The sequence below is a fragment of the Halobacillus kuroshimensis DSM 18393 genome, assembly GCF_000425705.1.
Classification (GTDB): Bacteria; Bacillota; Bacilli; order Bacillales; family Halobacillaceae; genus Halobacillus; species Halobacillus kuroshimensis.
This window is the reverse complement of sequence record NZ_AUDY01000005.1, coordinates 1-17,028: the sequence shown is the minus strand read 5'-3', so window position 1 is coordinate 17,028 and position 17,028 is coordinate 1. Positions and strand designations below refer to the sequence as shown.

Sequence of the window (17,028 nt, the reverse complement as noted above, 5' to 3'; positions counted from 1 at the left end):
AGTGACCAAGATGATCACGAAGGCAGATAAAAATGTCGTACGTAAGAAGCGCCACGCCCGCGTTCGTAAAAATGTTTTCGGAACAGCTGAACGCCCACGCTTGAACGTATACCGCTCTAACAACCACATCTATGCTCAACTCATCAATGATGAGAGCCAGGTTACAGTAGCAAGTGCATCTACTGTAGATAAAGGTTTTGACCTTGATCAGACTGGTAACGTGGAAGCTGCTAAGAAAGTCGGTGAAATGGTAGCACAACGCGCAATCGATAACGGCTTTAAAGTTGTTGTATTCGACCGCGGAGGTTACTTGTATCACGGCCGTGTGAAAGCACTAGCTGAAGCAGCCCGCGAAACCGGACTTGAATTTTAATAGTTAAAGGAGGGACACAAATGAATTTAAACATCGACCCTAACAAACTTGATCTTGAAGAACGCGTAGTCACTATCAACCGTGTAGCGAAAGTAGTTAAAGGTGGACGCCGTTTCCGTTTTGCTGCGCTTGTTGTAGTTGGAGATAAAAATGGTCATGTTGGTTTCGGTACAGGGAAAGCCCAAGAGGTACCGGAAGCAATCAAAAAAGCCATTGATGATGCTAAGAAAAATCTAATCACAGTACCAGTGAAGAACACGACGATTCCACACGAAATCAACGGACGTTTTGGTGCAGGTAACATTCTTATGAAGCCGGCAGCAGAAGGTACTGGAGTTATTGCTGGTGGACCTGTCCGTGCGGTACTTGAGCTTGCAGGTGTTCAAGACATTCTATCTAAGTCTCTTGGTTCTAACACGCCAATCAACATGGTACGTGCTACACTCACTGGACTTAGCGAGCTTAAGCGCGCAGAAGACGTTGCAAGACTTCGCGGTAAGTCTGTACAAGAACTAGGATAAGGAGGGAAATAAAATGGCTAATCAGTTAGAAATTACCCTCACGCGCAGCGTTATTGGTAGACCACAAGATCAGCGTGCTACGGTCAAGGCTCTTGGTCTTAACAAGATCCGACAAACTGTCGTAGTTGAAGATAACCCGGCGATCCGAGGTATGGCTAATAAGGTGTCTCACCTAGTTACGATTAAGGAAGTTTAATAGAAGAAAAGTAATAAGGAGGTGCAACGCATGAAACTGCATGAACTTAAACCGGCTAAAGGTACTCGTAAAGAGCGTAACCGTGTAGGCCGTGGTATGGCTTCTGGTAATGGTAAAACATCCGGACGTGGACACAAAGGTCAAGGTCAGCGTTCCGGCAGCAAAACTCGCCCAGGTTTCGAGGGTGGACAGATGCCACTATTCCAGCGCCTGCCTAAGCGTGGTTTTACAAACATTCACCGTAAAGAGTTCGCAATCGTTAACCTTGATGCCCTGAACCGTTTCGAAGAAGGTACAGAGGTTACTCCTGAGCTTCTACTTGAATCCGGCGTGGTAAGCAACCAAAAAGCCGGCATCAAAGTATTGGCTAAAGGTTCTATCGAGAAGAAACTTACAGTGAAAGCTCACAAGTTCTCTGCTTCCGCAAAAGAAGCAATTGAAGCGGCGGGCGGTCAAACTGAGGTGATTTAATGTTCCGGACAATCTCCAATTTTATGCGCGTGGGTGATATTCGACGGAAAATCATTTTCACTTTGCTGATGCTCGTTGTGTTTCGCCTGGGAACCTTCATCCCGGTGCCTTTCACAAACAGAGACGCCATCACTTTCATGGATGAACAGAACGCATTTGGGTTCCTGAATACGTTCGGAGGCGGGGCATTACAGAACTTCTCCATCTTTGCTATGGGGATCATGCCCTACATTACAGCCTCCATCATCATGCAGCTGCTGCAGATGGATGTTGTCCCGAAATTTGCTGAGTGGAAACAGCAGGGTGAAGTTGGCCGTCGAAAATTAGCTCAGTTTACCCGCTACGGAACTATTGTTCTCGCTTTCGTTCAAGCCATTGGTATGTCCATTGGTTTTAACGCTTTGGCAGGAGGTCAGTTGATCTCGGATCCTGGTGTTACCAAGTTCTTAGTCATTGCGCTTGTGCTGACAGGCGGAACAGCTTTTCTAATGTGGCTTGGCGAGCAAATCACTGCACATGGCGTCGGAAATGGTATTTCTATACTAATCTTCGCAGGTATCGTTGCGGCGATTCCTAATGGTGTGAATCAGTTGTATGATCAGTACATCTCCGGTGCAGGAGACGAACTGTTCATCAACCTGGTAATCATCGCGTTGATTGCCCTGGTCATCGTTGCGGTCGTGGTTGGAGTTATCTTCATCCAGCAGGCCCTTCGTAAAATCCCGATCCAGTATGCGAAGCGTTTAGTGAATCGTTCCCCTGTAGGTGGACATTCCACTCACCTTCCACTCAAAGTGAATGCTGCAGGAGTTATCCCGGTCATCTTTGCGATATCCTTTATTATCGCTCCGAGAACCGTTGCCGGCTTCTTTGAAGACAGCGAAGTAGCTTCTGTTATCCAGTATATCTTTGATTACCAAAACTGGCCGGGAATGATTATCTATGTTGCGTTAATTATTGCCTTCACGTATTTCTACACGTTTGTTCAGGTTAATCCGGAGCAGATGGCAGAAAACTTGAAGAAGCAGGGCGGTTACATTCCAGGGATTCGTCCCGGGGCCAATACTGAAACGTATCTGACCCGTGTAATGTACCGATTAACCTTTGTAGGATCCATTTTCCTTGCAGCTGTCTCCATCCTTCCAATCATCCTTGGTTCCCTGGCGCAACTGCCGCCGACGGTCCAAATTGGAGGAACAAGCCTGCTCATCGTTGTCGGGGTTGCCCTTGAAATGATGAAACAGCTTGAAAGTCAGCTTGTAAAACGCCACTATAAAGGATTCATTAAATAATAAACATCCTGCTATTGAATAAATGAGAGCGAGGGGAAGACGTTGAATTTAATCCTAATGGGTCTCCCTGGTGCCGGAAAAGGTACTCAGGCAGAGAAAATAGTCGAAAAATATGACATCCCTCATATCTCAACTGGAGATATGTTCCGTTTAGCTATCAAAGAAGGAACATCCCTTGGCCAAGAGGCCAAATCATATATGGACAAAGGCGAACTCGTTCCGGATGAAGTTACCATCGGAATCGTTCGCGAGCGTCTAAGTAAGCCGGATTGTCAGAAAGGCTTTCTGCTCGATGGTTTCCCTAGAACCATCGCTCAGGCAGAAGCCCTTCACAACCTTCTGGCCGATATGGAACGTTCACTGGATTATGTTCTTCATATCGATGTTCCAAAAGAGAAGCTTATCGAGCGTCTGACTGGACGACGCATCTGCCCGACCTGCGGTGCTACGTACCACGTTGTGTTCAACCCTCCTAAAGAGGACGGGATCTGTGATAACGATGGTTCAGCATTGACTCAGCGGGAAGACGATCAGCCTGAAACCGTTAAGAAACGCCTCGAGGTCAACGTAGAACAGCAGCAGCCTCTGCTTGATTTCTATCAGGATCAAGGCTACCTGGTCTCCTTCGAAGGTGATAAAGACATCAAAGAAGTATTTGTTGACATTGATCAGAAGCTTGGAGCACTGGCTGAATGATTATATGTAAGACTCCGCGGGAATTAGATATTATGCGTGAAGCAGGACGCATTGTCGCCCTGACGCACCAAAAGATGAAAGAAAACATCCGCCCAGGTATAACTACTGGAGAATTGGATAAGATTGCTGATAAATTCATACGCAGTATGGATGCAATCCCTTCTTTTAAAGGTTATAATGGATTCCGTGGCAGTATCTGTGCATCTGTCAATGAAGAACTTGTTCATGGTATTCCTGGAGACAGGGTCCTGAACGATGGTGATATTATCAGTATCGATATTGGGGCAAAATATAAAGGCTATCACGGTGATTCGGCCTGGACGTATCCGGTCGGCACTGTTGATGAGGGCACATTGGAGCTGCTGAGAGTTACCGAGCAGTCATTGTTCAAAGGACTTGATGAAGCAAAACCAGGTGAACGCCTTTCAAATATATCGCATGCCATCCAAAGCTATGTTGAGCCTGAAGGTTTCTCCATAGTAAGGGAATATGTCGGTCACGGCGTTGGTCAGGAACTTCATGAGGATCCACAGATTCCTCATTATGGACCTCCCAACAAAGGCCCCCGATTAAAACCTGGAATGGTATTAGCTGTTGAACCGATGATCAATGCAGGTTCACGTCATGTGAAAACCCTGAATGATCAATGGACGGTTGTAACGCAGGATGGAAAGATGTGCGCACATTTTGAGCACACCATCGCGATTACGGATGAGGGTTACGAAATATTAACAAAATCCTAAATGAAGGTGATCGTTTTTGAACGAATCTGAGTCGAGTCCGCGAATAGGTCAAATTGTTCGTATTGTGCAGGGGCGTGAGGCAGGACAGTACGCAGTGGTGATCGGTGTGCTGGATGGCCGCTTTGTGCTGCTTGCCGACGGAGAGAAACGTAAGTATGATCGACCAAAGAAAAAGAATCTGCAGCACGTTGAGCTTATGGATTTCATCTCTCCGGAAGTCCAGGACAGCCTTCTGGAAACTGGTCGGGTCACAAATGGCAAGCTTCGATTTGCCGTAGCAAAATATGTCAATGAAGCAGTGACTGATTTGAAGAAGGGAGATCAACTCGATGGCGAAAGACGATGTAATTGAAGTAGAAGGGACCGTCGTTGAAACCTTACCGAACGCTCAGTTCAAGGTTGAACTTGAAAACGGTCATACCGTTCTTGCTCATGTTTCCGGTAAAATTCGCATGCACTTTATCCGAATCTTACCTGGGGACAAAGTAACGGTAGAACTTTCTCCTTATGATTTGACAAAAGGACGTATTACGTACCGTTATAAATAAAACTCCGATCTTAAAGGAGGTATGGATGATGAAGGTAAGGCCTTCTGTAAAACCAATTTGCGAAAAATGCAAAGTCATCAAACGTAAAGGTAAAGTCATGGTTATCTGTGAAAACCCTAAGCATAAACAAAAACAAGGTTAATCTTAAAGGAGGTGCACGTAACTTATGGCACGTATTGCAGGTGTAGATATTCCCCGCGACAAGCGCGTGGTTGTTTCATTAACTTATGTCTTTGGTATCGGTAAATCCCTTGCTGCAGACATCCTGGCTGAAGCTGGTGTATCTGAGAGTACCCGCGTTCGCGATCTTACAGAAGACGAACTAGGTAAGATCCGTCAAGCTGTTGAACAGCATAACGTTGAGGGTGATCTTCGTCGTGAGAACTCTCTAAACATCAAGCGTCTGATTGAAATCGGTTCTTACCGTGGAATCCGTCACCGTCGTGGTCTTCCACTTCGCGGACAAAAGACGAAGAACAACTCCCGTACACGTAAAGGTCCACGTCGTACAGTAGCTAACAAACGTAAATAATAATTAATACAAAGGAGGTAAACTCATCCTATGGCACGTAAAGGAAACACTCGCAGTCGTAAACGCCGCGTGAAAAAGAATATAGAGACGGGTATGGCTCATATTCGTTCTACATTCAACAACACAATCGTAACGATCACTGATGTCCAAGGTAATGTTATCAGCTGGAGCAGTGCAGGTTCTCTTGGTTTCAAAGGTTCCCGTAAATCTACTCCATTCGCTGCACAAATGGCTTCTGAAGCAGCAGCGAAAGATGCTATGGACAACGGCATGAAAACTCTTGAAGTTACAGTAAAAGGTCCTGGTGCAGGTCGTGAAGCTGCGATCCGTTCACTACAGGCAGCAGGTCTTGATATTACGGCAATCCGTGACGTAACTCCAGTACCACACAATGGTTGCCGCCCACCAAAACGTCGTCGCGTATAATAAGTTCTGAATAGAATTTGTCACCCTGTCTATAATGGGTTATGATAGCTTTTAAATCAGGACCGCAGTAGACAGCCATTAAGCAGTTATCTTATATCGGGACTGCCTACCTGAGGAATTTCGGTTAGACCTGTCGTCTAACCGGGGTTTCGACGTTTTGAAGGAGGGGTTTGAGTAAATGATCGAAATTGAAAAGCCAAAGATTGAAACGGTCGAGATCAGCGATGAATCTACTTTTGGTAAGTTCGTCGTAGAACCGCTGGAACGTGGATATGGTACAACTCTAGGGAACTCCTTGCGTCGTATCCTATTATCCTCACTTCCCGGATCTGCTGTCACTTCTGTTCAAATTGACGGTGTACTTCATGAGTTTTCCACGATTGAAGGCGTCGTTGAAGACGTAACAACTGTTATTTTGAACCTGAAGAAACTAGCTTTGAAAGTGTATTCTGACGAAGAGAAGACTTTAGAAATTGATGTGCAGGGTGAAGGCAAGGTTACCGCGGCTGATATTACGCATGATAGTGACGTTGAAGTTCTAAATCCAGACCTTCATATCGCTACACTCGACAGCAATTCCAGCTTCCGTGCTCGCATTACAGCAGAACGCGGTCGAGGATATCGTCCGGCTGAAGGAAATAACCATGAGGATCTACCCATCGGCGTGATTCCCGTTGACTCTATCTTCACACCGGTTTCCCGTGTGACGTATCAAGTAGAGAATACTCGAATCGGTCAAACATCTAATTTTGATAAATTGACATTGGATGTTTGGACGGATGGCAGCATTCGTCCAGAAGAGGCGATCTCTCTTGGAGCTAAAATTTATATGGAGCACCTCAACATTTTCGTCGGCCTTACTGATGAAGCTCAAAAAGCTGAAATCATGGTCGAGAAAGAAGAGGACCAAAAAGAAAAAGTTCTTGAAATGACGATCGAGGAACTTGACCTTTCTGTTCGTTCCTACAACTGCTTGAAGCGCGCAGGTATCAACACTGTGCAGGAGCTTGCCAACAAGTCTGAAGAAGACATGATGAAGGTGCGCAACCTTGGCCGCAAGTCACTTGAAGAAGTGAAGCATAAACTGGACGAACTAGGTCTTGGACTAAGAAAAGACGATTGATAGAACACATCTAAGAGATCCAGTTAAGGGAGGGATTATCAATGGCTAGAAAACTAGGACGTACTACAGATCAGCGCATGGCTTTGCTTCGCGGCTTGGCAACTGACCTGATCGTACACGAACGTTTGGAAACAACAGAAGCTAAAGCGAAAGAGCTTAAGTCTGTTGTAGAAAAAATGATTACACTAGGTAAACGCGGCGATCTTCATGCCCGTCGTCAAGCGGAAGCATTCCTATATAATGCACAAGCTGATGAAGAAGGAGAGCAGACTGCACTGCAGAAGCTATTCTCTGACATCGGCCCACGCTACGAGGACCGTCAAGGTGGTTACACTCGCGTATTGAAGCTTGGCGAGCGTAAAGGTGATGGAGCTAAAATGGCAATCATCGAACTAGTATAATGATTACCATCGGGGTAAAAGGGCAGGAGTGAATCTCATTATGAGGTTACATCCAGCCCTTTTTTTATACTTTTTTATACCGATGCGGGAATACCTCCCGTTATGGGAGGGTGAAATTCTCTTTATAACGGGGAATGGTGTCATATTTCCCGGGAAATCGTCAGCTGAGCAGAGGAGGAACAGAGATGGGAGAGAGACAAGTCGAGTTCCGGAACGTATCTTTTCGATACCAGGAGGACATGCCCTGGGTGTTGAGAGATGTAAGCTTTACAATCGGACCGGATGAGTGGGTGGCTGTCATCGGTCATAACGGCTCAGGAAAGTCGACCATAGCGAAATTAATGAATGGACTGCTGTTTCCACAGGAAGGGGAAATCCTGGTAGATGGGATGCCGGTCAACGAAAAAACCATCTGGGATGTTAGAAAACAGGTAGGCATGGTCTTTCAAAATCCGGACAACCAGTTTGTCGGGACCACTGTGAAAGATGATGTCGCTTTTGGTATGGAGAATCACGGCATGCCCAGGGAGTTGATGCTGGAAAGGATCAAAGAGAGCCTCTCGGCCGTAGGGATGTCTGATTATGAGCAGCAGGAACCACACCGTCTGTCAGGCGGGCAGAAACAGCGGGTAGCTATCGCGAGTGTCCTCGCCGTGTCACCGAAGTTCATCATTCTTGATGAAGCCACTGCTATGCTCGACCCTAAAGGGCGCAAGGAAATTATGAACACGGTCCACCGCGTTCAGGAAGAACGGGACCTGTCCCTGATTACCATCACTCACGATCTGCATGAGGTTACTCAGTCTTCCAGGGTGATTGTCATGAATAAAGGAGAGGTTTGGATGCAGGGATCTCCTAGAGACGTATTTTCCAAAAAAGAACACTTACAAGAAATTGGCTTGGATACTCCATTCGTTAGTAAATTGGCCGACCACCTGAAAGCAGAAGGTGTGCCGCTTACCCGTGAGCCATTGAATCACCAGGAGTTGTTGGAGGAATTATGGACATCACGTTCGATCATGTAAGTTACACGTACCAGCCGAATACACCATTCGAACACAGAGCTTTGGATGACTTGTCCTTTACCATCCAATCCGGTTCTTTTGTAGCGGTCATCGGTCATACCGGGTCTGGGAAATCCACATTGATTCAACACCTGAACGGGCTGCTTCAGCCGACAGAAGGGCAGGTGCAGGTGGGCCCGTATACGATGAAGGCCGGAGAGAAAAACAAACAGCTGATGAAGCTTCGGGAAAACGTCGGCGTCGTGTTTCAATATCCTGAGCACCAGTTGTTTGAAGAAACCGTGGAAAAAGACATCGGCTTCGGTCCGCAGAATTTCGGTGTTGGACAGGACGAAATCAAACGCCGGACAAAAGAAGCGGTGCAGGCGGTAAAACTGCCGGAAGAGCTTCTGGAACGTTCTCCCTTTGACTTAAGCGGAGGACAGATGCGCCGCGTAGCCATATCCGGTGTTCTCGCTATGGATCCTGAAGTGCTTGTGCTGGATGAGCCGACTGCCGGACTTGATCCGAACGGGCGTAAGGAAATCATGGATATGTTTTATCACCTGCATCAAGAGAAGGGTCTTACAACCGTGCTTGTAACCCACAGCATGGAGGATGCTCTTGCCTATGCCGATCATATTATCATCATGAATCAAGGGAAGGTCTACAGGGAAGGGACCCCGCTGGAAATCTTTAAGCAGCAGCAGGCCCTGGAAGATGTGCAGCTGGACGTACCGGAAGTCGTTTCCTTTTTGAAAATGGCCCGGGATTATGGCCTTGATCTTGAATACGAAGGCCAGACGATAGCGGAGTTAGCAAAGGAAATAGCCCTGAAAGTGAAGGGGGGCGGCGATCATGAGTAGTTCCCTGATTATCGGTCAATACATTCCATCGGATTCTGTTATTCACCGCCTGGATCCCCGCTCCAAAATCGCTGTCATCTTTTTTTATGTCGTGATCGTCTTTTTTGCTAACTCTGTTATGAGTTATGGGGTGCTCGCGTTGTTCGCCCTCTCGAGTGCCGTTTTATCGAAAGTTCCATTCTCCTACATCATGAAGGGGCTGAAGCCGGTCTGGTTCCTGGTCATCTTCACGTTCCTGCTTCACTTGTTCGTGACAAGGGAAGGAGAGGTTGCGTTCAGCCTGTTCGGCTGGGCGGTCTATGAGGAAGGGTTGATCCAGGGGGCAGCGATTTCCCTGAGATTCTTCCTGTTGATCCTCGTTACCTCCCTGCTTACGTTAACGACGACGCCGATTGAGATTACCGATGCCATTGAGGAGCTGCTGGGTCCTTTGAAAAAAGTGAAATTCCCTGTCCATGAACTGGCGTTGATGATGTCAATCTCCCTGCGTTTCATCCCAACATTGATGCAGGAGACAGAAAAGATATCCAAGGCACAGGCCTCAAGAGGGGTAGACTTCCGCACAGGCGCTTTTAAAGACCGTGTGAAGGCCGTTGTCCCTCTGCTGGTCCCTTTGTTTGTCAGCGCCTTTAAACGCGCAGAGGAGCTCGCTATGGCGATGGAAGCGCGAGGATATCAAGGGGGCGAAGGAAGAACGAAGCTGAGAGAATTAAAACTGGAGCGGAGGGACTGGCTGCTCTTTGCTGTTTTCATTCTGCTGGCCGCAGTTCTCTTCCTGACCCGTTCATGATCGGAGGTGCTGGATATGAATCGTATACGTATGACTATCGCCTATGATGGCTCCGGTTACGCAGGCTATCAGGTTCAGCCGAATGGCGGCACGATTCAGGAAGAGCTTGAGAAGGCTTTAAAAAAGATTCATAAAGGAAAGACCGTAAAGGTGACGGCTTCGGGCAGAACCGATGCCCGTGTGCATGCTGTCGGGCAGGTGATTCATTTTGATACACCGCTCGAGATCCCCGTCAGTAACTGGCGGCGGGCGCTGAATTCCATGCTGCCGGATGACATTCAGGTGAAGGAAGCTGACCAGCCGACCGGTGGTTTTCATGCCAGGTACGATACAACCGGAAAAGAATACCGGTATTTTGTGAGGAATCACCCCGATCCAGATCTTTTCCGCCGTCATTATACTTCTCACGTCAAAGCTCCTCTCGACATAACAGCCATGAAAAAGGCATGCGGCTATATCGAAGGAGAGCATGATTTCACATCCTTCTGTTCACCGAAGACAGATCTAAAGGGGAGCAAGGTGCGCACAATTTTTAAAGCGGATGTAGAAAGCCGTGGAGAAGAAGTGGTGTTCACCTTTAAGGGATCCGGATTTTTATATAATATGGTAAGGATCCTTGTCGGCACACTTCTGGAAATAGGAAAAGGAAAGCGTGCCCCGGAGGATATTCCTGATATCTTAAAAGCCCGGACCCGGGAAGCGGCAGGGCGGACGGCTCCTCCTCAGGGGCTGTTCCTATGGAAGGTCGATTATTAAGAGGTCCTGAACAATTTCCATTCATTGGGTCCTCTGTCTCATAAAAAAACAACGAATCCAGGTGTGCATTCCCTTGACACATGAATATAGAGTGTTATATTATATTCTATGGCATTTTATTTCTGTACCACGGTTAGCCCCGGAAAACTAATCGTACTTTGAGATAAATGATAAAGCAGTTAATCAGTCTATGTGATAATAAAACATTTCAGGAGGGAAACCGATATGCGCACAACTTTCATGGCAAATGAAAACAACGTTGAACGTAAATGGTATGTTGTGGATGCTGCAGGGCAGACACTCGGCCGTTTAGCGAGCGAAGTTGCTGCGATCCTTCGCGGTAAGAACAAACCAACATACACACCACACGTTGACACTGGTGACCACGTCATCATCATCAATGCTGGTGAGATCGAACTAACAGGTAACAAAATCAACGATAAGGTATACTATCGTCACTCCAACCACCCTGGTGGTCTGAAGTCCCGTACGGCTAACGAAATGCGTACGAAATATCCAGAGCAGATGCTTGAACTTGCTGTTAAAGGCATGCTTCCAAAAGGAAGTCTTGGACGTAAAATGGGCAAGAAACTTCATGTATATGCTGGATCTGAGCACAAACATGAAGCACAACAACCAGAAGTTTACGAACTTCGCGGATAATTAAAGGAGGTAATCTAGTGGCACAAGTACAATACTCCGGTACTGGTCGTCGTAAGAGCTCAACAGCTCGTGTACGTCTTGTTCCAGGAACTGGTCGTGTAGTAGTTAACAAACGTGATGCTGAAGACTTTTTCCCATATGAAACCCTTCGTATGATTCTTAAACAGCCTCTTGCTGTAACAGAAACTGAAGGTAACTATGATGTCTACGTAAACGTAGACGGCGGTGGATTCACAGGACAAGCAGGAGCAATCCGTCACGGTATCGCCCGTGCATTGCTTAAAGCTGACCCAGAATACCGTACACCACTTAAACGCGCAGGTCTATTGACTCGTGACGCACGTATGAAAGAGCGTAAGAAATACGGTCTTAAAGGTGCCCGTCGCGCGCCACAATTCTCCAAGCGTTAAGTTTTGGACAATCCGAAAGACTCCCGACCATTATGGTTGGGAGTCTTTTTTTGCTTTCCTATACGTTCAGGGTGTATCCTCCAATTCCTGAGTTCAGTCTCCAGGCTGGTGCTGAAGTTGACCTGCTCATATTTTCGTCTCTTGTCCCATACAATGATTCAGGGGAAGTACAAGGGAGTGTGAGCGATTGTGAGTCGACGATTGAAGACCTTTTTGTGGCTGGCTGGTGTGATTGTCCTTGTGTGCATGGTTTCCTATCCGATTCAGGAAGTGAAGGATGCATGGACGGTTTGGTCATCGCCGCTGTCCGGAAAAGTGATCGTTCTTGACCCGGGCCATGGTGGACCGGATGGTGGGGCGGTAGGCGGGGACGGTACAGAGGAAAAAATCATCACCCTGAAGATGGCAGAATACCTGCAGGATTACCTCCAGCAGGCAGGGGCGCTTGTATATATGACGAGGTACGAGGATGCTGATCTTGCTTCAGAGGGAACATCCGGTCTTTCCAGGAGAAAGTCGGAGGATATACGTAATAGAGTGGAGTTTATCGAAGAAAAAGAAGCGGATTTATACTTAAGTCTGCACTTGAATGCCATTCCATCTGATAAGTGGAGCGGGGCACAGACATTTTATTATCCGGAAAGCGAGGAAAGTGAATATCTCGCCAAGTTCATTCAAGCTGAAATACAATCCAACATGGGCAATACAAAGCGCGAGGCTCTCGGGCTCAGCAATATCTATATCCTGAAGCATGCACAGGCTCCCGGAGCCCTTGTAGAGGCGGGGTTTTTGTCCAATGACCGTGAACGGGAACTGTTGAAATCAGACGATTATCAAAGGCAGATGGCTGCTTCGATCTATCAAGGGGTGCTGCGGTTTGTAACGGAACGGGATTTCCCTGAGGAAAATGGATCGTGAGCAAATCACTTAGAAAGCGTTTCATGTATGTTATACTACAGGAAACGATCATTTTCTAAGGATGGTGAACCGGCTTGTTGACACAAGAGAAAGTACTAGAAATCCTGAACCCTATTCAAGATCCATTTTTACATAAAACACTGGAAGAAACCGGTGGAGTGGAAGAAGTAAAAATCAAGGAAGAAAAAAATCATGTCAGCGTGAAGATTCTGATTGGAAAGACGAATACAGCGGAGCAGATGGAACTGCAGCAGACCATCGTCAATGCCCTGAAAAGCGGGGGAGCGGCGACAGTCGGTCTTCGCTTTGACCAGCTTCCTGATGAGGTCATTCAGAAATTACAGCCGGCCGATCAGCAGTCGGAGGATGCCTCTTTACTGAGCGGCAATACGGATACAAAGTTCATTTCCATCGCCAGTGGTAAAGGCGGGGTGGGTAAATCAACCGTAACGGTTAACCTTGCCGTGGCCTTAACACGTCTTGGAAAGAAAGTCGGCATTATCGATGCGGATATCTATGGTTTCAGTGTTCCGGATATGATGGGCGTGGAGGAGCGTCCGGTCGTCCGCGGGGAAAAAATCATTCCTGTTGAACGATTTGGAGTGAAAGTCGTTTCCATGGGCTTCTTTGTGGAAGATAACTCTCCAATCATCTGGCGTGGACCGATGCTTGGGAAAATGCTGACAAGCTTCTTTAAGGAAGTGGAATGGGGAGATCTTGACTACCTGCTTCTAGATCTGCCGCCAGGTACGGGAGATGTAGCGCTGGATGTCCATTCAATGCTTCCTTCTTCCAAGGAAATCATCGTAACGACTCCGCACCCGACCGCTGCTTTCGTAGCCGCGCGCGCTGGCCAGATGGCGATTAAGACGGAACACGAGATTCTTGGTGTTGTGGAGAACATGGCTTACTTTGAAAGTAAAGAAACAGGAAACAAAGAGTTCATCTTCGGCCGTGGGGGCGGAGTGAAGCTTGCGGATACGCTGCAGACAGCCGTTCTTGGACACGTGCCACTTCAACAGCCATATGAGGAAGAAGAAGTCTTTGCTCCTTCTGTTTATCAGGCGGATCACCCGATCGGTGTCATTTACCGGAATATGGCCGCCAAAGTCATTGATAAATATTAATAAAAACCACGCGTCCCTTCACGGGGCGCGTGATTTTTTATAGAATTAACCGCTTTGTCCTTCTTCGCTGCCGCTTTCAGATTGACTTCCGCCACTCTGTTGGCCGCTTTCCTCGGATTGACCGCCTTGTTCTTCACCGCTTTGCATTTCCTCTGCGGCTTTTAACAGTGTTTCTGTCATTTTTGCCTGGAAGACAGGACTATTCAACGTTTCCTCGATGGAGGTCTCCAAATGTGCCTTGAACTTCTGTCCCTGCATGACAGTGACCATCTGCTCCATCATTTCAGGGTTTTTATAAATGTCGATCATCAACTTCTGATATTCTGCATCTTTCATGAGCCCTTTCATCAATTCTTTCTGCTGGTCCTCCAGAACTTTGCTGAATTCCTGGACGAACGTAGGGTCTGAAAAAAGCTTGCTCCAAAAAGCTTTACCTTCTTCAGATATCAACGTCTGCTGGACAGCCTGAGAGACGACTTCGGACTCTAGAGCCATGAACTGCTGCATCTCCTCATCGGAAAGGACTTCAGTCATCGCCTTTTTTCCATCATCGGACTTGAGGATATCGACCATCATTTTCTTGGTGGTATCGTAGTCCGCCTGTTCACTTGCTCCTGATGAACCATTACAAGCGGCCAGGAAAACAAGAACGAGAACGGGCAGCAATATACGGAGTCTGGACATCATTGCATGTCCCCTTTCTTATGTTCTCCATAGCCTTACTATTCGCGTTTCGACAAATTTTATACGTTCGGAGGCAAACAGACAGGCTTCATGATAAAATACGGGGAGGAAGTTTTGTACATATAGGGGGAGCGCTTGTGAACAGTCGTAAATGGGTACAGTTATTTTTATCAACGTTATGGATCGGCGGCGGGGTGACCCTGGCGGCCAGTTTCTTTTTTAAATTTGATTCGTATGCCGAGTTTTGGCAGCCCTTTCAATTATTTGAGCTGTTCGGTCTGCTTTTATTTTTTGCGGGCATGGGTTTTATATTCAGTATCATCAGTCAAATGGGTTTCTTCGCCTATTTGACCGTCAATCAATTCGGAAAGGGCCTGTTCCGTTCTGCATGGATACCGGTACAGCTGTTTTTAATTGCTTTTACTCTTTTTGATTTGGTGTATTTTCGATATCAGGCAGCTGAGGATGGGGCATCTGTCTGGGGGTATATTGTGACAGCGGCTGCGCTTTTAGCTCTATCGCTGATTGTGGCTTACGTTAAAACAAAAGAGACAAATGCCCATGCATTTATCCCCGCCCTTTTCTTTATGGTTGTCGTTACAACGGTGGAATGGGTGCCGGCACTTAGAGCGGCAGGGAGTGATTATGTATGGTTGATGGTCATTCCTTTATTTATCTGCAATGCCTATCAGCTTCTTCTGCTGCATCGCCTTACGGGGCCTGCCCGTAGTGAAAATGCCTGAAAAAAACCGCCGTATCCTACGGCGGCTTTTTTTATTATTGGATCTGACTCGTCTTGGCTTCGCCGCCACTTGCTAATTCGGTGATACTGACGAAGGAAAGCCCCTTCTGCTTCAATCCGGGGAGAATGACTTCAAGGGCTTTAGGCGTCTGTTTGACTGAATCGGAAGCATGCAAAACAATGATATCTCCTTTAGAGCTTTCTTTTAACACGGCATCGATGATGGCATTGGTGCCTGGATTTTCCCAGTCCCTTGGATTCAAACTCCATTGGACGGCCTGCATATCGTTTTGTTCGATGGTTTTTAAGACCTCTTTATTCATATGACCATGTGGAGGCCGGATCCATTGAATGTCTTCAAAACCAAGCTTTGCAAACACTTCATCTGCCTTTTTTAAATCGCCGGCTACTTGGTCTGGTTCTTTTTCAAGGTAGCTTTCATATGTGTAGCCCATCATCCCGATTTCATGCTTTCCTTCCTGAATGGTTTTGACGATATCCGGGTGTCTCTCCGCCCATTCTCCACTCAGGAAGAATGTAGCCTGGACTTGATGAGCTTCCAGCTGCTTTAAAACTTCATTGACCTTTTCCGTTCCCCAGCTGATGTTAAAGGTCAGCGCGATATGGTCCTGATCGCTGCTCCCTTGGGAAAGAGCGCGCGGCTCCCCATTATTAGAAAAAGCGGGCAGCTGCTCCCAGCGGCCGATCCACAGGGCGAAAGCACAAAATAAGGCAAGGAGAGCGATAATACCGTAACGCTTGAGTCTTTCTGTTTTCCACGTGTAAAAGCTCATGGATCGACTTCCTTTCCTACCAATATGTTCTATACATATGAAAAAGCGGACAACCTATGCTAAAAACAATGAAATTAGGGTAGAAATAAATAGAGTTGTTTATCAGGGAGGTACTTTCAGATGCATGGGTTAATTATCAATGAACAGGAGCGTCGTGAAATAGAGTACTTATTAAAGCGGGAAATGGAAGAGATCACCTTTGATATGGGTGATCACCGGATTGATCAGGGAATGAAGCAGGCGATGGAAGAAAGGTATGAAGTGCTTTTTCAGATCTTCCGACGCTTTGCTGCAAGGGAAGAATGCCTGCAGTATATGCCGAGGAAAAAGAAGCAGAACTAACAGCTCGAAAAATCCTGTCATCCGTACAGGATTTTTTTATTAAAAAAACATTAAAAAGTATTGCATTTGTTTTTTAAACTGTGCTATATTATTAAACGTTGTCGGGAAACAAAACGACTTGCCAAACAGTTTGAAATTGAATTGAAATTGATTTGAAAAAGTTGTTGACACTGCTTCCCACACATGATAAATTATTACTTGTCGCCGAAAACGACAGCCAAACGCTTTCTCAACTTAATGAAAAAAGTTGTTGACATGAAAAACAACACATGTTAAGATGATTAAGTCGCTGTTTTCAAACGGCCGACAACATTTGATCTTTGAAAACTGAACGAACCAACCAGTACGTCAAAACATTTCTTCTTTAATGAAGAAATTTGAAACAAAGCACATTCGGTGTGCAAATGAGCAAGTCAAACTACTTTTATGGAGAGTTTGATCCTGGCTCAGGACGAACGCTGGCGGCGTGCCTAATACATGCAAGTCGAGCGCGGGAAGCGAGTGGATCCCTTCGGGGTGAAGCTCGTGGAACGAGCGGCGGACGGGTGAGTAACACGTGGGCAACCTGCCTGTAAGATCGGAATAACCCCGGGAAACCGGGGCTAATGCC

At 46.7% G+C, this 17,028-nt stretch carries 26 protein-coding genes and 1 rRNA gene; 25 read left to right on the top strand and 2 right to left on the bottom strand.

Going from position 1 to position 17,028, the window contains the following annotated elements:
- Positions 1-10: 10 nt before the first annotated feature.
- The 22 genes from rplR to H615_RS0100850 all read left to right on the top strand — a co-directional run bounded on the left by rplR (position 11) and on the right by H615_RS0100850 (position 13,856).
- Positions 11-373: a 50S ribosomal protein L18 gene (gene rplR / locus H615_RS0100955; RefSeq protein ID WP_027953407.1), complete on the top strand. Its 363-nt coding sequence runs from the start codon at positions 11-13 to the stop codon at positions 371-373.
- Between the two features lie 20 nt (positions 374-393).
- Positions 394-894: a 30S ribosomal protein S5 gene (gene rpsE / locus H615_RS0100950; RefSeq protein WP_027953406.1), complete on the top strand. Its 501-nt coding sequence runs from the start codon at positions 394-396 to the stop codon at positions 892-894.
- 13 nt (positions 895-907) lie between these two features.
- Positions 908-1,090 (top strand): 50S ribosomal protein L30, encoded by a 183-nt coding sequence (gene rpmD / locus H615_RS0100945; protein ID WP_027953405.1) that lies wholly within the window; start codon positions 908-910, stop codon positions 1,088-1,090.
- A gap of 30 nt (positions 1,091-1,120) precedes the next feature.
- Entirely contained in the window at positions 1,121-1,561 is a 441-nt protein-coding gene (gene rplO / locus H615_RS0100940) for a 50S ribosomal protein L15 (protein WP_027953404.1), read from the top strand.
- The gene (gene secY, locus H615_RS0100935) at positions 1,561-2,853 is read left to right on the top strand and encodes a preprotein translocase subunit SecY (RefSeq protein ID WP_027953403.1); all 1,293 of its coding nucleotides are present in this window, start codon (positions 1,561-1,563) and stop codon (positions 2,851-2,853) included. The genes rplO and secY overlap by 1 nt, the downstream gene beginning before the upstream one ends.
- 42 nt (positions 2,854-2,895) lie before the next feature.
- Positions 2,896-3,549 carry an adenylate kinase gene (locus tag H615_RS0100930; protein ID WP_027953402.1) on the top strand — a complete coding sequence of 218 codons (654 nt, stop codon included), beginning with the start codon at positions 2,896-2,898 and terminating at the stop codon, positions 3,547-3,549.
- Positions 3,546-4,292, top strand: a complete 747-nt coding sequence (map, locus tag H615_RS0100925; RefSeq protein ID WP_027953401.1) for a type I methionyl aminopeptidase — start codon at positions 3,546-3,548, stop codon at positions 4,290-4,292. Before H615_RS0100930 ends, map begins: the two co-directional genes overlap by 4 nt.
- 16 nt (positions 4,293-4,308) lie before the next feature.
- Positions 4,309-4,644 (top strand): KOW domain-containing RNA-binding protein, encoded by a 336-nt coding sequence (locus tag H615_RS0100920; protein WP_027953400.1) that lies wholly within the window; start codon positions 4,309-4,311, stop codon positions 4,642-4,644.
- Entirely contained in the window at positions 4,622-4,840 is a 219-nt protein-coding gene (infA, locus tag H615_RS0100915) for a translation initiation factor IF-1 (RefSeq protein WP_027953399.1), read from the top strand. Before H615_RS0100920 ends, infA begins: the two co-directional genes overlap by 23 nt.
- A gap of 28 nt (positions 4,841-4,868) precedes the next feature.
- On the top strand, positions 4,869-4,982 hold the full coding sequence (gene rpmJ, locus H615_RS0100910; RefSeq protein WP_002509257.1) for a 50S ribosomal protein L36: 114 nt from the start codon (positions 4,869-4,871) through the stop codon (positions 4,980-4,982).
- Between the two features lie 24 nt (positions 4,983-5,006).
- Positions 5,007-5,372, top strand: coding sequence for a 30S ribosomal protein S13 (rpsM, locus tag H615_RS0100905; protein WP_027953398.1), 366 nt, complete (start codon positions 5,007-5,009; stop codon positions 5,370-5,372).
- A gap of 30 nt (positions 5,373-5,402) precedes the next feature.
- Positions 5,403-5,798 carry a 30S ribosomal protein S11 gene (gene rpsK, locus H615_RS0100900; protein ID WP_027953397.1) on the top strand — a complete coding sequence of 132 codons (396 nt, stop codon included), beginning with the start codon at positions 5,403-5,405 and terminating at the stop codon, positions 5,796-5,798.
- A gap of 178 nt (positions 5,799-5,976) precedes the next feature.
- A complete protein-coding gene (locus tag H615_RS0100895; protein ID WP_027953396.1) occupies positions 5,977-6,921 on the top strand; it encodes a DNA-directed RNA polymerase subunit alpha in 945 nt (314 codons plus the stop codon).
- A gap of 41 nt (positions 6,922-6,962) precedes the next feature.
- Positions 6,963-7,322, top strand: a complete 360-nt coding sequence (gene rplQ / locus H615_RS0100890; RefSeq protein ID WP_027953395.1) for a 50S ribosomal protein L17 — start codon at positions 6,963-6,965, stop codon at positions 7,320-7,322.
- Between the two features lie 185 nt (positions 7,323-7,507).
- Positions 7,508-8,347, top strand: coding sequence for an energy-coupling factor ABC transporter ATP-binding protein (locus H615_RS0100885; protein ID WP_027953394.1), 840 nt, complete (start codon positions 7,508-7,510; stop codon positions 8,345-8,347).
- Positions 8,323-9,192, top strand: coding sequence for an energy-coupling factor ABC transporter ATP-binding protein (locus H615_RS0100880; RefSeq protein WP_027953393.1), 870 nt, complete (start codon positions 8,323-8,325; stop codon positions 9,190-9,192). The genes H615_RS0100885 and H615_RS0100880 overlap by 25 nt, the downstream gene beginning before the upstream one ends.
- The gene (locus H615_RS0100875; RefSeq protein WP_027953392.1) at positions 9,185-9,982 is read left to right on the top strand and encodes an energy-coupling factor transporter transmembrane component T family protein; all 798 of its coding nucleotides are present in this window, start codon (positions 9,185-9,187) and stop codon (positions 9,980-9,982) included. Before H615_RS0100880 ends, H615_RS0100875 begins: the two co-directional genes overlap by 8 nt.
- 15 nt (positions 9,983-9,997) lie before the next feature.
- On the top strand, positions 9,998-10,738 hold the full coding sequence (gene truA / locus H615_RS0100870) for a tRNA pseudouridine(38-40) synthase TruA (RefSeq protein WP_027953391.1): 741 nt from the start codon (positions 9,998-10,000) through the stop codon (positions 10,736-10,738).
- Positions 10,739-10,963: 225 nt separating this feature from the next.
- Positions 10,964-11,401, top strand: a complete 438-nt coding sequence (gene rplM, locus H615_RS0100865; RefSeq protein ID WP_027953390.1) for a 50S ribosomal protein L13 — start codon at positions 10,964-10,966, stop codon at positions 11,399-11,401.
- A gap of 17 nt (positions 11,402-11,418) precedes the next feature.
- Positions 11,419-11,811: a 30S ribosomal protein S9 gene (gene rpsI / locus H615_RS0100860; RefSeq protein WP_027953389.1), complete on the top strand. Its 393-nt coding sequence runs from the start codon at positions 11,419-11,421 to the stop codon at positions 11,809-11,811.
- A gap of 189 nt (positions 11,812-12,000) precedes the next feature.
- Entirely contained in the window at positions 12,001-12,729 is a 729-nt protein-coding gene (gene cwlD, locus H615_RS0100855; RefSeq protein WP_027953388.1) for an N-acetylmuramoyl-L-alanine amidase CwlD, read from the top strand.
- A 74-nt stretch (positions 12,730-12,803) separates the two neighbouring features.
- Entirely contained in the window at positions 12,804-13,856 is a 1,053-nt protein-coding gene (locus H615_RS0100850; RefSeq protein WP_027953387.1) for an Mrp/NBP35 family ATP-binding protein, read from the top strand.
- Between the two features lie 45 nt (positions 13,857-13,901).
- On the opposite strand, the gene gerD is transcribed toward H615_RS0100850, so the two are convergent.
- A complete protein-coding gene (gene gerD, locus H615_RS0100845) occupies positions 13,902-14,540 on the bottom strand; it encodes a spore germination lipoprotein GerD (protein ID WP_035531086.1) in 639 nt (212 codons plus the stop codon).
- Between the two features lie 137 nt (positions 14,541-14,677).
- Here gerD and H615_RS0100840 point away from each other — a divergent pair, with 137 nt between their 5' ends.
- The gene (locus H615_RS0100840; RefSeq protein ID WP_027953385.1) at positions 14,678-15,283 is read left to right on the top strand and encodes a KinB-signaling pathway activation protein; all 606 of its coding nucleotides are present in this window, start codon (positions 14,678-14,680) and stop codon (positions 15,281-15,283) included.
- A 34-nt stretch (positions 15,284-15,317) separates the two neighbouring features.
- Here the strand turns inward: H615_RS0100840 and H615_RS0100835 are convergent, their stop codons facing one another.
- Positions 15,318-16,076, bottom strand: a complete 759-nt coding sequence (locus H615_RS0100835; protein ID WP_027953384.1) for a polysaccharide deacetylase family protein — start codon at positions 16,074-16,076, stop codon at positions 15,318-15,320.
- A 120-nt stretch (positions 16,077-16,196) separates the two neighbouring features.
- Between H615_RS0100835 and H615_RS0100830 the strand changes: the two genes are divergently transcribed.
- Both H615_RS0100830 and H615_RS0100825 read left to right on the top strand, forming a co-directional pair.
- On the top strand, positions 16,197-16,418 hold the full coding sequence (locus H615_RS0100830) for a hypothetical protein (protein WP_027953383.1): 222 nt from the start codon (positions 16,197-16,199) through the stop codon (positions 16,416-16,418).
- Between the two features lie 423 nt (positions 16,419-16,841).
- Positions 16,842-17,028, top strand: a 16S ribosomal RNA gene (locus H615_RS0100825); the annotation flags it as partial.

Bases quoted from the DNA above. Each gene is read 5' to 3' on its own strand.
- rplR (WP_027953407.1), top strand. From the start codon at position 11: ATGATCACGAAGGCAGATAAAAATGTCGTACGTAAGAAGCGCCACGCC.
- rpsE (WP_027953406.1), top strand. From the start codon at position 394: ATGAATTTAAACATCGACCCTAACAAACTTGATCTTGAAGAACGCGTA.
- rpmD (WP_027953405.1), top strand. From the start codon at position 908: ATGGCTAATCAGTTAGAAATTACCCTCACGCGCAGCGTTATTGGTAGA.
- rplO (WP_027953404.1), top strand. From the start codon at position 1,121: ATGAAACTGCATGAACTTAAACCGGCTAAAGGTACTCGTAAAGAGCGT.
- secY (WP_027953403.1), top strand. From the start codon at position 1,561: ATGTTCCGGACAATCTCCAATTTTATGCGCGTGGGTGATATTCGACGG.
- map (WP_027953401.1), top strand. From the start codon at position 3,546: ATGATTATATGTAAGACTCCGCGGGAATTAGATATTATGCGTGAAGCA.
- infA (WP_027953399.1), top strand. From the start codon at position 4,622: ATGGCGAAAGACGATGTAATTGAAGTAGAAGGGACCGTCGTTGAAACC.
- rpmJ (WP_002509257.1), top strand. From the start codon at position 4,869: ATGAAGGTAAGGCCTTCTGTAAAACCAATTTGCGAAAAATGCAAAGTC.
- rpsM (WP_027953398.1), top strand. From the start codon at position 5,007: ATGGCACGTATTGCAGGTGTAGATATTCCCCGCGACAAGCGCGTGGTT.
- rpsK (WP_027953397.1), top strand. From the start codon at position 5,403: ATGGCACGTAAAGGAAACACTCGCAGTCGTAAACGCCGCGTGAAAAAG.
- H615_RS0100895 (WP_027953396.1), top strand. From the start codon at position 5,977: ATGATCGAAATTGAAAAGCCAAAGATTGAAACGGTCGAGATCAGCGAT.
- rplQ (WP_027953395.1), top strand. From the start codon at position 6,963: ATGGCTAGAAAACTAGGACGTACTACAGATCAGCGCATGGCTTTGCTT.
- H615_RS0100885 (WP_027953394.1), top strand. From the start codon at position 7,508: ATGGGAGAGAGACAAGTCGAGTTCCGGAACGTATCTTTTCGATACCAG.
- H615_RS0100880 (WP_027953393.1), top strand. From the start codon at position 8,323: ATGGACATCACGTTCGATCATGTAAGTTACACGTACCAGCCGAATACA.
- H615_RS0100875 (WP_027953392.1), top strand. From the start codon at position 9,185: ATGAGTAGTTCCCTGATTATCGGTCAATACATTCCATCGGATTCTGTT.
- truA (WP_027953391.1), top strand. From the start codon at position 9,998: ATGAATCGTATACGTATGACTATCGCCTATGATGGCTCCGGTTACGCA.
- rplM (WP_027953390.1), top strand. From the start codon at position 10,964: ATGCGCACAACTTTCATGGCAAATGAAAACAACGTTGAACGTAAATGG.
- gerD (WP_035531086.1), bottom strand. From the start codon at position 14,540: ATGTCCAGACTCCGTATATTGCTGCCCGTTCTCGTTCTTGTTTTCCTG.
- H615_RS0100835 (WP_027953384.1), bottom strand. From the start codon at position 16,076: ATGAGCTTTTACACGTGGAAAACAGAAAGACTCAAGCGTTACGGTATT.
- H615_RS0100830 (WP_027953383.1), top strand. From the start codon at position 16,197: ATGCATGGGTTAATTATCAATGAACAGGAGCGTCGTGAAATAGAGTAC.